Source organism: Vibrio sp. Y176 (assembly GCF_033438945.1).
The window spans coordinates 261,161-275,965 of record NZ_JAWOQS010000001.1 but is presented as its reverse complement, the minus strand read 5'-3'; the positions used below and the strand labels follow the sequence as shown (position 1 = coordinate 275,965).

At 43.3% G+C, this 14,805-nt stretch carries 11 protein-coding genes and 1 pseudogene; 2 read left to right on the top strand and 10 right to left on the bottom strand.

All coding sequences use genetic code 11. The features are described from left to right. Nucleotides 1-108: 108 nt before the first annotated feature. The gene (locus R7O13_RS01295) at nucleotides 109-1,278 is read right to left on the bottom strand and encodes a D-alanyl-D-alanine carboxypeptidase family protein (protein WP_171342685.1); all 1,170 of its coding nucleotides are present in this window, start codon (nucleotides 1,276-1,278) and stop codon (nucleotides 109-111) included. Nucleotides 1,279-2,461: 1,183 nt separating this feature from the next. Next, a complete protein-coding gene (yghU, locus tag R7O13_RS01290; protein ID WP_005373705.1) occupies nucleotides 2,462-3,319 on the bottom strand; it encodes a glutathione-dependent disulfide-bond oxidoreductase in 858 nt (285 codons plus the stop codon). Nucleotides 3,320-3,572: 253 nt separating this feature from the next. Here yghU and R7O13_RS01285 point away from each other — a divergent pair. Beyond that, nucleotides 3,573-3,692: pseudogene (locus R7O13_RS01285) on the top strand (dihydrofolate reductase); the annotation flags it as partial. A 64-nt stretch (nucleotides 3,693-3,756) separates the two neighbouring features. On the opposite strand, the gene R7O13_RS01280 reads toward R7O13_RS01285, so the two are convergent. The 3 genes from R7O13_RS01280 to R7O13_RS01270 all read right to left on the bottom strand — a co-directional run bounded on the left by R7O13_RS01280 (nucleotide 3,757) and on the right by R7O13_RS01270 (nucleotide 7,771). Next, complete coding sequence (locus R7O13_RS01280) at nucleotides 3,757-5,211, bottom strand: sucrose-6-phosphate hydrolase (RefSeq protein WP_318302776.1); 1,455 nt, start codon at nucleotides 5,209-5,211, stop codon at nucleotides 3,757-3,759. Nucleotides 5,212-5,242: 31 nt separating this feature from the next. Further along, nucleotides 5,243-6,166, bottom strand: coding sequence for an aminoimidazole riboside kinase (locus tag R7O13_RS01275; protein ID WP_213961047.1), 924 nt, complete (start codon nucleotides 6,164-6,166; stop codon nucleotides 5,243-5,245). Nucleotides 6,167-6,331: 165 nt separating this feature from the next. Next, nucleotides 6,332-7,771, bottom strand: a complete 1,440-nt coding sequence (locus R7O13_RS01270; RefSeq protein WP_213961046.1) for a sucrose-specific PTS transporter subunit IIBC — start codon at nucleotides 7,769-7,771, stop codon at nucleotides 6,332-6,334. Between the two features lie 235 nt (nucleotides 7,772-8,006). Between R7O13_RS01270 and R7O13_RS01265 the strand changes: the two genes are divergently transcribed. Next, nucleotides 8,007-8,993, top strand: a complete 987-nt coding sequence (locus R7O13_RS01265) for a LacI family DNA-binding transcriptional regulator (protein ID WP_005373712.1) — start codon at nucleotides 8,007-8,009, stop codon at nucleotides 8,991-8,993. Between the two features lie 63 nt (nucleotides 8,994-9,056). On the opposite strand, the gene R7O13_RS01260 is transcribed toward R7O13_RS01265, so the two are convergent. From R7O13_RS01260 to R7O13_RS01240, 5 genes are all read right to left on the bottom strand, one after another. Then, nucleotides 9,057-10,430, bottom strand: coding sequence for a carbohydrate porin (locus R7O13_RS01260; RefSeq protein ID WP_318303091.1), 1,374 nt, complete (start codon nucleotides 10,428-10,430; stop codon nucleotides 9,057-9,059). A 995-nt stretch (nucleotides 10,431-11,425) separates the two neighbouring features. Then, the gene (locus R7O13_RS01255; RefSeq protein WP_033906347.1) at nucleotides 11,426-12,001 is read right to left on the bottom strand and encodes a hypothetical protein; all 576 of its coding nucleotides are present in this window, start codon (nucleotides 11,999-12,001) and stop codon (nucleotides 11,426-11,428) included. Continuing rightward, nucleotides 11,998-12,549 carry an AHH domain-containing protein gene (locus R7O13_RS01250; RefSeq protein WP_318302773.1) on the bottom strand — a complete coding sequence of 184 codons (552 nt, stop codon included), beginning with the start codon at nucleotides 12,547-12,549 and terminating at the stop codon, nucleotides 11,998-12,000. Before R7O13_RS01250 ends, R7O13_RS01255 begins: the two co-directional genes overlap by 4 nt. 440 nt (nucleotides 12,550-12,989) lie before the next feature. After that, the gene (gene fabG / locus R7O13_RS01245; RefSeq protein WP_017633598.1) at nucleotides 12,990-13,709 is read right to left on the bottom strand and encodes a 3-oxoacyl-ACP reductase FabG; all 720 of its coding nucleotides are present in this window, start codon (nucleotides 13,707-13,709) and stop codon (nucleotides 12,990-12,992) included. A gap of 300 nt (nucleotides 13,710-14,009) precedes the next feature. Further along, nucleotides 14,010-14,804 carry a metal ABC transporter permease gene (locus R7O13_RS01240; protein WP_206970364.1) on the bottom strand — a complete coding sequence of 265 codons (795 nt, stop codon included), beginning with the start codon at nucleotides 14,802-14,804 and terminating at the stop codon, nucleotides 14,010-14,012. Nucleotide 14,805: the final 1 nt, after the last annotated feature.

Here is a 14,805-nt window from a genome sequence, read left to right as displayed (position 1 = left end):
CGCAACGAGTATTCCAAAAACGTAAGGCGACCACGTTGGTCGCCTTAGTAAACTGATTTAATAGAAAATTAACAAGATAGAGTGATATAGACAGAAGTTCGCTACTGTTTAGAACCAGCTAGCGACCAATTGCTTAAACCAGTCTAAAATTCGCTTGAATAAACTGCCTTCCTCCACCGACTCCAATGCAACGAGCTCGGCTTCATTTACGACCTTACCGTCGACTTTGTAAAGCACTTTACCAACCACTTGTTGCTCAGAAATTGGCGCAACTAAATCACCGTTGTATTCAACTTCCGCTTGCAGCTTTTTTACATCTCCCTTTGGCAAAGTGAGATAAACATCGTTAGCTACGCCGACAGTAAGCTCGTCTTTTTCGCCCATCCAAACTCGAGCTTTCGCAAGTTCCGCACCCGCCTCAGTCGGCATTACCGTATCGTAAAAGCGGAAGCCATAACTTAACAGCTGCTTGCTTTCTGATTCACGAACATTCTCGCTCTTCGCTCCCATTACTACTGCAATCAGACGCATATCACCTTGTGTTGCAGAAGTCGCTAGACTATAACCCGCACCGCTTGTATATCCAGTTTTCATGCCATCGACATTCATACTACGATCACGAAGCAAGCCATTACGGTTGTATTGAGTGATGCCATTGTAAGTAAACGAGGTTTCGCTATACAGCGGATAGATATCAGGTAAGTCACGAATAATCGCTTGGCCCAACTTGGCAATATCATAAGGTGTCGAATATAAACCGTCACTGTCTAGGCCGTGAGGGTTGGTGAATGCCGTGTTAGACAATTCAAGCTTGGCGGCCCAACTATTCATCAAACTCACAAACCCTGATTCACTTCCCGCAACATGCTCAGCAATAGCAACACTGGCATCGTTACCAGATTGAACAATCAGACCACGGTATAAGTCAGACAAAGAAACGGAAGTATTGACTTCAATAAACATTTTTGAAGAATCTGGGAAATTTTTTGCCCAAGCATTTCGGCTGATGACAACCTCATCATTCAACGTAATATTGCCTGTATTAATTTCTTGACCAGCTACATAAGCAGTCATCAACTTCGTTAAACTCGCGGGGTTTAAACGTTTGTGGGCATCACGTTCAACCAGTACTTTCCCCGTATGGAAGTCCATCAAAACATAACCACGAGAACTGAGTTCCGGCGCATTTGGCACAACTGAAGGCGCAGCATAAGCCAACGAGGATACAGCAGCGAACCCTGTAATTAACACTGTGTGTAATATAGTACTTTTTCTCATCATGACATCTTATCTTAGTCGCATTTAAGGCTTACAAACGGTACCCGAATGAATTCAAAGCGCGGGATTACCTAGTTAAAAAACGAGTATATTGAAACGGCGCTCAGTTACAGCCACCTTGTTACGATTGGTTACTTTTACTCAATGTTTGTCGAAAATAATGAGAGGTAGGTAGAGCTTTCGTCTTGAAGAATGAAACAGGAGCGAAAATAATTCCGTAACGCTATGTTTTTTGAGAGGAGAGAAAAAGCGCGCAAGTCAATTCAGGGAGTAAGTTGGTATAGGAAAAGTAGTTGAGCTTTTATCCATATCTAAATAGGAAACAACAAAAACAATCAACAATAAGCCCAGCTAATTACTTACCAAGAAAACATACTGAAAACGCATCATAAAATCGCAATTAATTATCGATAAATTTAAAAACCTCAGATTATAATTTATGTAAATTTCATTTATTATTAAATCGGAGAAAAATACAGCTTTCCTTTTTTAAAACTAAGAGACGATTTTTTCGATGTTTTTAGGTTTATCTCATCAGAGAACTTGGTATAACAGTGAGGGATAAGGCATCCGGACTTAGCGCGAAAGGATAACCCACTGTTATTTAAGTTCACACGCTGCTTTTTAATGACTAGAGACTTTAAACTGCGGTTACCTTGGGTTTGTGTAGCTATTCTTTGACGTACCCCAACCCAATACGACTCAAACGACGACATCATACATATCCTCTTTCATGATATAAGCATTAATAATTAAACATCGCTAAAAGCTAAGCTTGTCTTAAATAAAAGTACTAGAAATTAATTTTATTTCTTCAAAACAAATCAACCCGCATATTCCACATAAATTTAGTGGTTATGTCAAATATTAATTATCATTAATTTTATTTATAATGGATATAAAATCGGTTTATAATTTTTAAATAATTTAATTATTAGAAAGCAGTATAACCAGTCCATATTTAACATGGAAATATGAGCTTTGTTTTGCATCATAACATATAAACACATTAAAGATTCATCTACTAACTAAATGCTCTTCAATAGGTGATATAAATTAGAATTTCGAGACTAAATGAGAATAAAAATAGCGCACCGTATATGGTGCGCTATAGATTTGATTAAGGTCACTGTATAAGCATAGATAAAACTAAACTCATTTGACGTAGCTAGGCCAAGATTGCTTATGGTTTAAGTTTCAATACTTTATCAATATCTTCTGCGCTGTGGCGCTCAGGTAACTGCTCCCATTCTTCACCCCATGAACGGTTCACAATTCGACCACGTTTTACCGCTTCACGCTCATCAATTACTTTTGCCCAACGCACAACGTTTTTGTAGCTTTCTACGTCTAAGAATTCAGCCGCATCGTAAGCACGACCCAACACAAGGTTGCCGTACCATGGCCATGTTGCGATATCAGCGATGCTGTACTCATCGCCACCTAGGAATTCATTGTTCGCAAGACGCTTGTCTAATACATCTAACTGACGTTTTGCTTCCATTGTAAAGCGGTTGATTGGGTACTCGAACTTCTCTGGTGCGTACGCATAGAAGTGACCAAAACCACCGCCTAGATATGGCGCAGAACCTTGCAGCCAGAATAACCAGTTCATTACCTCAGCACGCTTAGCGCCTTCTTTTGGTAAGAAATGATCAAACTTCTCTGCTAGATAAAACAAGATGTTGCCAGATTCAAACACGTTCACTGGCTCAGAACCCGAACGGTCAACCAATGCCGGAATTTTTGAGTTTGGGTTAACAGCCACAAAGCCAGAGCCAAACTGGTCGCCATCGCCAATCTTAATCAGGTATGCATCGTATTCTGCTGCCGTTACGCCAGCCGCCAAAAGCTCTTCAAACATGATCGTCACCTTCTGACCATTTGGGGTACCCATTGAGTAAAGTTGGAATGGGTGCTCACCAACTGGAAGCTCTTGCTCATGACGTGCGCCAGAATCCGGACGGTTGATGCTCGCCCACTGACCGCCGTTTTCATTATCGTTTGTCCAAACTTTTGGTGGAATGTATTCGTTAGCCATTGTTTTCCCTTATTGTGTTTGAATGCATCTTCAAACTGACGGGTCTTACGCGCCAGCAAGCATTATTAACATCACCTCTTCGCCAACTGCGATTAGGCATACTCAAGATATTAGGTCGAATTCGCTAAATAAAAGTCCTGCAATCTCTTTTAGTTAGAACCTTTGGTTATGGGATTTTCTTTCACGCTATAAGTAAAAACGTCGCGATAATGTGAACTAGGTTCGAGATGCCAACGATGAGTAAGCGACACTCGGCTGCGCACCTCTGTTTGGGGATTTGGAGCAACCGTTGAACTTCAAAGTCACCAAGAGTGACGTTGTTTTGGATACCCTAGTTCAAACCACTTACGTACGTGATAGGCAGTTAAGTTAGATAGTTAGAAAGAAAAACGCCCTTCACTAAATCAATGAAGGGCGTTTTAATGTATTCGAAACCGTTACTTAGCTGATTCAAACAAACCAGTTATACCTTTCAAAGGGAAAAGCCTTGCTTGTTTCAACCCTATCAACGTTACTTTACTAAGGTCATCAATAAAGAAACGACTGGTCATCGTGTGTTTGCCATCATTAATGAAAATCTCGATGACAGAATTGTCGATATATATATCAATCGTCTGCTTAGCGTCCAATCTTGGTGCTTTTCGAATACCACCAAATTCTTCTGCGTACAAATGAGACATGTGACGACGGTCCAACATAAACTCGTGCTCTGTCGCACTAAAGACGATGTTGTCACCTTTGAGGTTACTCAGCTCAAGTTCAAAGCCATCGCCCTCAAGGTCTAATTGGATCAAACAACTTGTGCTTTCCAGTGTATGGGATTGTGCAAAGACCACCTCTTCTTTTCTTAAACTCTTCAGCTCAGGGAGCGGAGCTTGAACAAGAAAACCATCTTTCAACGTTAGTTCTCTAGGAAGAGACAACATTCCTGCCCACTGGTGTGTGACCGATGGTGTGTCGATTTCTGGCAACCCTATCCATGCAATAAGAATGCGACGCCCATTCTCATCTAAATAGGTTTGTGGGGCGTAGAAATCAAACCCATAATCTGGCTGCAAAATATCTTGGTGGTTTTCTAAAATCATCGACTCTAGGTTCAACTGATCACCCACGATATACGCAACAGAATAGATGTTTTTGAAATCATAAGGATTATTACTGCTCACGCCCTGTGGAGAAAACAGCATCACCGATTGACCATTAATCTCAAAGAAATCAGGACACTCCCACATGTACCCAAGGTCAGAAAACTTGGTCTTGATAGGACCTTTATGCTGCCACGTTTTCAAATCTTTGCTTTGATAGAGCGCCATTGAACCATGCTCGGTTTTGGTTTGAGCACCCACCACCATCAAATAGTCGTCGCCTTTCTTCCAAACTTTTGGATCACGAAAGTGCTCCGTGTAATGTTCGTTCTCAATGACCACACCGTGCTTTTCAATGTTGCCATCTGAATCCATGGTGGCAAAACATTGTGTTGGGATTCGATTCCAGTTTTGGTCACGCTTGTTGCCAGTAAAAAACAGCAAAGCCTTGTTGTTTTCCACCAAAGCGCCGCCCGAATAGACACCATGTGAATCGTAGTCTTGGTCGGGATGAAGACCCACACCATGATCAGTAAAATGGATGAAGTCTTTAGTAGAAAGGTGATACCAATACTTCATTCCATGGACTGGTCCCACAGGCGTCCACTGGTAAAAGATGTGGTGCTCACCATTGAAATAACACAACCCATTTGGGTCATTTAACAGCCCAAATCTAGGGGCGATATGAAAACTAGGAAAGCCTTTATCTTGCTGACGTAAAAGTGTCATTTCTTCGATATCACACTGAGGGATTTGCTCAAGTCGGCGATATCTTTGCTCTACAGTCCAACGGTTGTTTAAGCTCATAATTTTTCTCAACTGAAATTGGATCTGGAGATCATTGCCCAATAAATTGCAGCAACTCTGTCTGGGTAGGAAGCGCAGTCATTGCGCCTTTTTGCGTCGTCGCTAATGCACCACAGCCATTTGCCCATTGAATCGCAGAGCTAACAACAGGATGATTTTTCCAATCGTCATGCTGAGACAGACATGCCAGTAGCCCTCCGACAAAAGCATCACCCGCACCTGTGGTATCAATCGGACTAACGACTTGACCAGTGATCAGCTCACTCTGATTTTCAAAGACGCGCCAAACGCCTTTAGCACCTTGTGTCACCAAGACCAAAGCAATATTCAAAGAGGCTATTTGTTGTAAACCTTGCGCCATCGATGTTGAGTCAGTTAAGAACAAAAGCTCCTCTTCAGAGAACTTAACCACATCAGCCATCGCTACAGCCTTCATCACGACAGCTTGGATCTCTGATTGATCTTGCCACACTTCATCGCGCAAGTTAGGGTCAAAGCTAATGAAACCACCAGCGGCTTTTGCTCTTTTGATCGCCTCAAACGTGCTGCTTCTACTTGGCTCATTTGCCAGTGAAATTGAGCAAACGTGTAGCCAGTCACCTTGCTTAAAGTTTGGGATGTCTTCAACAGACATAAACTGATCAGCGCTCGGTTTTACCATAAACGTAAAGCTGCGCTCACCTTGCTCGTCTAAATCCACCACCACTGTTGATGTTCTTTGCTCAGGATCTTTAACGAGAAACTCCGTGCTCACGCCCTCTTGATCGAGCGTTGATTGCATGAAGCGACCCAATGGGTCATCACCCACACGTCCAAAAAACGCACTCTTACCAGATAGACGAGCAATAGCTACGGCGACATTCGCTGGTGCACCACCGGGACATTTGAGTAAAGAAGTATCAGATTCCGGTATTAGATCGACAACAGCATCACCAGTTACCCACACTTGATTCATCTTGCTTACCTTGAAATTAAAGCCCTGATAGTCCAACGTGTTGAACGCCTTCACTACCAAGTAAAAATTGAAAAAGGCTAGCCAAGCCATTAGTGCTTGGCTAGCACCCCAAACATTTAGGAAAAGAAGTGGATTTTGGGGGACTCCACCCCTAAGGAGTTCAGATTAAGCCGCTGCTTTTCTACCGACTTTAGCGCGGTCACGCATACCAAGAACAATGGTGAGAACAAATGCGGTCAAGAACGCGATCACCATACCCGCGATGTAGTATCCAATCTTCTCTGGCGTAATGGAAATGATGCCTGGAAGACCAGCTGCGCCCAATGCCTGAGCTTTCACATTAAACATTGTGATGAACGCACTTGATAACGCCGCAGCGCAAACTGCCGCAATAAATGGGTAACGTAGTTTTAAGTTAACACCAAACATAGCCGGTTCTGTAATACCCAGCAAACCCGTAACACCAGATGGAATCGCAATACCTTTCATCTTCTTATCTTTGCTCATCACGCCCACCGCCAACGCTGCCGCTCCTTGAGAAACGTTAGACATCGCCGCAATAGGAAAGATAAAAGTGCCACCCGTCGTCGCAATATCCGCAAGAAGTTGAGTTTCAATCGCAATGAAGCTGTGATGCATACCAGTAATAACAAACGGAGCATAAATAAGACCAAATACCGCACCACCAACAAAGCCAGCAGTGTTGTATAGCCAGTTCAGACCATCACCCAATAGGAAACCGATATCACGCGTGAACGGACCGACGACAGTAAACGTCAGCAAACCCGCTATGAAAATCGCCAGTAATGGCGTTAAAAGGTTGTCTAAAACAGAAGGTATGGCTTTACGTAAGCCTAGCTCAACCTTCGCAAGAATGAATGCCGATACCAAAACCGGTAACACCGAACCTTGGTAACCCACTTTTTGGATTTCAAAGCCAAGAATATTCCAAACCGGAATGTTGCCAGACACAGATGCGCCGCCGAATCCCCAACCATTCAGCAAGTCAGGGTGAACCATCAACATACCTAGCGCCGCCCCTAAATATGGGTTACCGCCAAACTTCTTACTGGCTGAAAATGCCAGCAGAATAGGCAGGTAAACAAACGGCGCGTTCGCAAACGTGTTGATCATGTTCGCCAAGTCTGTCAGTCCTGGGTTGACATCAATCAAAGATTTTCCATCAATGAACAAGCCTTGGGCAGTCAATAGGTTATAGATACCCATCAACAAACCGCCAGCGACGATTGCTGGAATGATTGGAACGAAAATATCAGACAGCCCTTTCACCGCGCGCTGAACGATGTTTTGTTTCTCTGCGCCAGCAGACGCAACGTCGTTGGTGGACATTTCACTCATCCCCGTCAACTTCGCCATTTCTGCATAAACTTGGTTTACGATGCCAGATCCAAAAATGATTTGGTACTGACCCGCAACTTTGAACTGCCCTTTTACTCCTTCAAGGCTATCAATCGCTTGTTCATCTATTTTTTGCTCATCTGCAACGGCAAGGCGTAAGCGTGTCGCACAATGCGCAAGTGCGGTGATGTTGCTTTTACCACCTAATAGAGTTAACAACTCTTTTGCTACTGCCGGATAATTCATTTCATACCCCATTGGATTATTATCTGAGCTTGCGAAATTTTCGGGAACGTTTGCAAAACAGATTTTTGCTCAATAAAACCAAATGATCAAAGATAAAGCAGAGAGAATGTGAGAATGATCGTCAAATTATCTCCCTAAGAGCAGTATAGGAGGTTAGAATCGCTACTTATCAAAGAGCTTTTCATCTTCTCTTTGCAAACAATCCCAAAAACGAAAAACAGAATGGATAGGAACAATGGCGAGTCTACATGATGTCGCCCGTCTGGCTGGCGTATCAAAATCAACAGTGTCACGGGTTATAAACGATGAATATGGCGTAAAAGAAGCGACAAAACTGAAAGTCCGCCAAGCAGTAGCGGAGTGTGGCTATGTGCCGAACCAAGTCGCTAAAGATCTAAAATCTCAAAAGACCAATCTGGTTGGTGTCATTGTTCCTCGGGTTTCCTCTCATGCCACATCCCAAGGTGTCGATGGATTAACCGATGTCCTTGAAAAAGCCGGGAAACATGTCTTACTTGCTAGCACTCACCAAGCCCACGAAAAAGAACTGGAATACATTCAGATCTTTAACCAAAAACGGGTTGAAGGGATCATTCTTTACGCCACCCACCTCGATTCCAAACTGGTAAAAGCAATTCAAAACTCAGCCGTTCCAGTTGTGCTCGTCGGTCAAGATGGTTCCATGTTTAATATTCCAAGCATCATTCATGATGACGCACGAGTAGGGTTTGAAGCGGGAAATAGACTGGTTGCAAAAGGTTGCCAAACCATGGGTTTTATTGGTGTGCAAGGTGACGATATCGCGGTAGATAAGCAACGCTCTGAAGGATTTGTTCAAGCGCTACAGCATCATGGTTTTGAGATCGCCTTCCATGCTCGTGGTGACTTTACCATCGATTCTGGCTATTCATTGGCAAAACAACACTTAACAAAGAACCCTAAGCTAGATGGCTTGTTCTGTGCGACAGACCGTATTGCTATCGGTGCGATGAGAGCGATTCAAGAGCTCGGGTTAACACCGGGTAAAGACGTTTTAGTGCTAGGAGTTGGTGATGATGAGCTCGCATCAGTGTGCACCCCAACCTTATCAACATTTAACTATGCATTTGATAAAGCGGGTGAAAATGGTGCGAAACTGCTACTAGATAGAATTGCCAACAGAAGTTTTGAAATGAGTAAGATGGTACTAACATTCAAAACAATTGAGCGTCAGTCCTGTTAATGAAAAAGCGCCAACTGAAATCAGTTGGCGCTTTTCTTATTACTCTTTGTCGGTTAGATCCCTTTAGAACCAAGTTTCCATTTGCAGTGCAAACAGAACTTCACCACCATCACCCATCGTTGCAGCACCCGCATCCTGGCTAATCGAGTAGCCATTCAAGTCTTCGCTCCAATCAACGTAGCTAACTGCAAAACGTAGCTCCGGACGGTCAAAGAAACCTGCAGCGGTAGACATCTTAAGCGTTGGTGCAATTGTCGCTTTGTAAAAACTGCCACTTGCTTTATCAATCGCATTGTCTAGGTCCATGTATTGGTATGAGCCTTCATAAACCATCTCAAAGTTCTGCGTAAACTCTTGCGCTAAGCGGATGTTGAACGATGCCCACGTAAATTCATCATTTTTAGCAAAGCGATCTTGGCTGTGTTCTGCTAGCAACGCAGGTGCTACACGCCAGTTGTCGCCGATGCGTGTTACACCATAGCTGAACAAGCGTACGGCTTTTGCGTCTTCTAACAAATCTCCGTTTGAACCGATGCCTTTAAGTTCCGCACCCAGTCCATCACCCATCAAAATACCGGTTTTAGAGAAGCCTTCACTCATGCCAAAGAAGTTATCGCCATGGTAAGCAAACATCGCATGTAAACCTTTGTCCGCTGCGCCTTCTACGCGATCATTGTTATCAGCAGACGTCATGCCGCTCAGCATCAATTGCCAATTACCGAAGCGGTTGTTCATTGTCGCGATATAGTTTTCAACATCTGTTGACGAGCTATCAATCTCACCAAAATCACGACCATAGATCGAGAAGTTTGCTTTCCACGAATCGCTCATTTGGACGTCATACACACCAGCACCAGTACCAGATAAGAAAACAATATCCGAGTCAAAGAAGTGAATGTCAAAGTTATCACGGTCAAATCGTTTACCAGCCCAAAACGTCGCGTCAGCAAAAGCTCTTGATTCAGAGAACATACTCAACTTGTTTAGCTCAGCATATACCTGACGAACGTTTAATTGACTCTCGCTCGCCGTCCATTCGTTATTGGTTTCCGTACTATCTGCCAACATGATTCGGAACAATGCGCTGGAACCATCATCTGCAAAACGTTTGTGAATAAGGTTTGCTTCCACATAATGATCATCCTCTACCCCTAATCGCCCAACTGGAGCGCCAATAGCACCAGCTGCCGTCATGTAAGGACCAGTACCCACTGCACCATTCAGATCGTCATTAATCAGTAGCCCGGAACGAGCGTAGCCATGAAACTCAAAGCTTGAGGCTTTCTCATTTGCTTCTGTGGATACTTTTTCTGTCTGTTCAAGTCTCTGTTCTAATTCATTAATTCGCTTTTCAAGAGCGTCAACATCTGTTGTTGCGAATGCAGGTGCTGTAACCAGTCCAAGCGCTACTGCCATCATCAAAGTGTGTAGTTTCATTTCCATAGTCTCACGTAAATTTATACTTAGGCATATTGCAAACGTTCCCAAGAAAAATCGCAAACTTATGGTGACTTTAAATGTCCATCTAAAGCCTGAATTTGAGAGCGCTCAGACTCAGAGCGTCTCTACTACTTGTATCAATGAGGGCGATAATATATAAACTTTTCGGGAACGTTACCGTTAAGAGGCCATTTTGTTACTTCTATCACGTTCAATTGTGTTACTTACAGAAAAATCATTAACCAGCGCACATTTGAATTAATTGTTAGTGCTAGAGGAAGTAGTTTGAAGGTGACAGGCTACAAAGAAGGAGTTTAGTGTTCATTTGAGAGAATAGTGCTCACGCGCTTCCCTATGCCACTTGATGGTAACTCATCTCTATTTGTTGATGAAAAGTAGCTGCTAAGGTTGAACGTAACTAGGAGCGAAGCGGATCTCGATACCTTGGTTCAAACAACATGAAAGGCTGTTAACGCCCTTAACTTTCGTGAAGAGCGCTTTGCTATTCTAATTCAAGCTAACGAAACTCATTTTTGGAAAATTGAGTTATAGGTTTTGCTAAATTAGCATTTAATGGACAATTATAGATGTTACAAATCCTTTTGTCGGTTGGCCAAATCAACCCACTCACTACATATTAGAAAGGAATCTCGACTTAATAGTTCTTCTCGGGCTTTCTCAGCTTCTCATTTTCATTACGCTTATTAAAACTGCGCTAATTAGTGTATTCGATATAGTCGCCTGTAAAAAGCGGCTCCCCGTCCTCTTTGATACTAGAGATAAAGACTGCTTTGCAATCCCGCCACCTGACGCCTCGACTGCATGATTTCATATTCTACTGTTACTAAAGAAAAGACAGAACTAGCAATAAATGCAACTTCTAATTTGGCTCTACTGTGAAAAACCACGACCCGATTAACCCACTAACATTAGCTTAGGTATTGCAAATTTCTAGTGTAGTGGTTGGATTCATTAACCCCATTGGTCAACTACTAAAACGGATCCAGCAAATCTTCATCAAACTTAAGTCCTTCTAGTCCATGCTCTTCGCACAAAAGCTTGAAAGATTCTGTAGCATAGAGAACTGTACAGCCTTGTAAGCGAGATTTGAATACATAGCGTGGTTCGATATCCTCTTCATCAAATTCAATGGTTTCCAGACCATCTTCAAAACCATCGGTATGTTTCTTAAGGCACATAGACTCATCTTCAGCGCCAAAACTAAGGCAATTAAAAGCATATATGGTTTCGTCACCAACGTTTATAGGCAAGAACTCCCCCTCAGACGCTAGTACCGATTCTAGCTTATCGCATGCACCTGCAGTTAGCGCTAGATATGTGCTATACCATGTTGATATGTCCGGCATCGTAGAGTTTTTTCCTAAAACATCCTCAAAATCGCCAACCACACCATCTTTCCAAATTGGTAGTAAAGGCTCATTAGTAGAAGGCTGCAGTCGGAGTTGCCTTACTAGCTTTTTATTACCAAGCTGATTAGCAAGATTCATAATATCCAGAGTTAGAGTTTTAAACTCCTCAGGGCGTTGCTTTAACTGGTAGATTTTCATGATTGACCGCTCCAGCTAGTGTCTTTCTTTTCAATAATTTTCTGCGGATATCCACCATGCAGAAGTTTGTGCTTTACTCTTTGTAAGCGACTAATCATTGCCTGCTCAGGCAGCATTGGAGAACTAAACGTATTCACAATCCATGATTCATAGTTATACCGATGTATCTCTCGATGAGCTGGTGCTTCACTGCCTGCCCAGTGACCTTTGTCATTTTTATAGCGAGGTAGCCAAGCGCCATTCAACGGGTCATTGATTCCAATACCGTGAGCATGAAGAGCTAATCGTGTCACAACAAGTCTAACCTGCTGAAACCGCCCTTCACCCGGAATGATATGATGTGGGTCATGGATGCTACTCGGCTTAGGTTCACCAACTGCAGTGAGATTACGAGCCAGCACACAAGTCGGATGATGAGCCTCCTCGAACAACTCATCTTCATCTTTCAACTTGTTTTCAGCACGGCATGTTTCAAGATCCTGCTGTAGCATCACCTGAGAAGTGATCTTTTTTCGCTCATGCTGAAGGTGTGCCCAATCCTTTTCCAAAGCATCAGTACGCTGCTTGCAAGCTTCTTTAGATTCATTGTTAAGCGCAACACTATTCTTTTTGTCGTGATATTCAGGCCGCTTGACATTCGTAGTAATAAATAACCAACTCTAATGCAGATGGGTTGCTAGGTCGAATAGGCTTTGGCGTATACTTCACAATTCCTTCCTTGTATGTTTGGTCAATTAGATGTGACTGGCACAACAGCTTTAATAAGAGCTGTAAGCTACCAGAAAACAAGTGGCTACAAAACACTCAATACAATCAGTTTCTTCGCTAATAAAAGTAAGCAATTATACCTTCCATCACGTACTATTGACTGATTCCACTGAATCATTTAGGAGCAAAAAAATACCAGCAGGTCAATTAATGTTCCTCAAACAAAAACGCCCTTCACATAAATAAAGGGCGTTTGTTATTTGACGTTTTGATTAGCGAGCTATAACACCAGCCCACCGTCAATCTTGAGCACTTGGCCTGTGATGTAGGCGCTCTTATCTGAGGTTAGGAAAGAGACGCCATTGGCAATATCTTGAACTGAGCCCATGCGCCCTAATGGGGTTTTGCCTTCCATCATTTGAATAACTTTCTCTGGCAGGTTCTTGGTCATGTCGGTGGCGATAAAGCCTGGCGCGACACAGTTGACGCGTATCTGTGCACCCTTTCTTGAAAGTTCTTTCGCCCAGCCTTTGCTCATTGAGATGACGCCGCCTTTACTTGCGCCGTAGTTGCTCTGGCCGATATTACCATCCGTTCCCACTATAGAAGAAATGCTAACAATACTGCCTGTGCCCTGCTCTAGCATGACAGGAGCAACACGTTGGGTGAGTAAGAACACCGCTTTTAGGTTCACGTCGATCACGCTGTCCCAGTCTTGCTCTAACATGTCTGGCAACAGTGCATCTCGAGTGATGCCCGCGTTGTTAACCAGAGCATCGATTCTTCCGTGCTGCTCTACAACACTTTCTACTACTTCACTTACGGCTTCGGCATCACACAAGTTGACTTGATAACTGCTTAGCTGCGCCGACTGGCTCCATTCCACGGGTGATATGTCTAGCCCGATTACGTGGAATCCATCCTCCAGTAATTGTTCACAAATCGCTTGGCCAATACCACGAGCCGCACCAGTGACTACTGCTACTTTTTCCGGTTTCATCTTGGTCTTCCTTAAATGTTGAGATTACAAATTCGCTTGTATCCCTAGCGTTTTTTGTTTTTATGCCTAGTCGCGTTACAGCTGCGCTTCTCATACGCAGGGTCTTTTATATCTTATAAAAACTATAGAAACAGTCTGGGAGTCGAATGTGAACTAATCAAGGCAACTTGATGACTATGGCAAGATCAACGTGAGAAAGTGTGTTGGAAGGCGCAAAGTTACACGATTGGAGGACTTGGATAGAAAAGTATTGGTCTGATTAATCAAATACTACTTCATCAGACCAATATTACTTGTCTCTTAATCTCTTACAAAAGCTGGTTTTGTTATTTTCACCAGAAAAGGCTGAAGCAAGAGATTAAACAACATGCCAGCAATAAACAGGGTGATCACAATACTCGCACCACTCGGTAAGTCATAGCGAGCCGATGCGGCAATACCCGATAAGATCCCAACAATACCAATGCTGATACTAGCGACAAAGAATCGAGTTCCCTTCAATGCTGCCGCACATAAAGCTGGAATCACCAACAAAGCAAATTCTAAATAAATGCCGGTTAACTTGACCGTAATGGGCATCAGAATAGCAAAGATCAGATAAAAACCACTACCGCGCATAAACGCAGGTTTTAACCAAACTAATAGCAACATCGCAGTGGTAATGAGTGCCAAAGGCCAAACGTCTGCCCAAGTCGCCCATAACAGTTGCCCATTAAGAATGCCTTGAATAAAGTCTCCGCCGTGTGGGTCTTTGCTCACCAGCAGGATTGCCAGCGATGCAGACACGACAAACAAGCTGCCAATCATGGGCTCTAAATGCTGCTGGTATCGTTTCTCCATTAAGGCGATCAAACCGCAAAGCATCAAAGACATCACCCAAGGGCCAATCATTTCGCCAAAGAATGAGCCTGAGAACAGCGCGTATTGGCTCAACCAGTAGTGGCTTAGTGCTGCCCCCAATGCCGCGACTTGCGCCACCGCCAAATCTATAAAGATGATCTGACGATTAAGAACTTGTTGCCCCAGAACGATGTTGCCAACTAACGCAATTAAACCACACAAAACCGCAGGTAAAAGCCATGCATAATCAGCCATG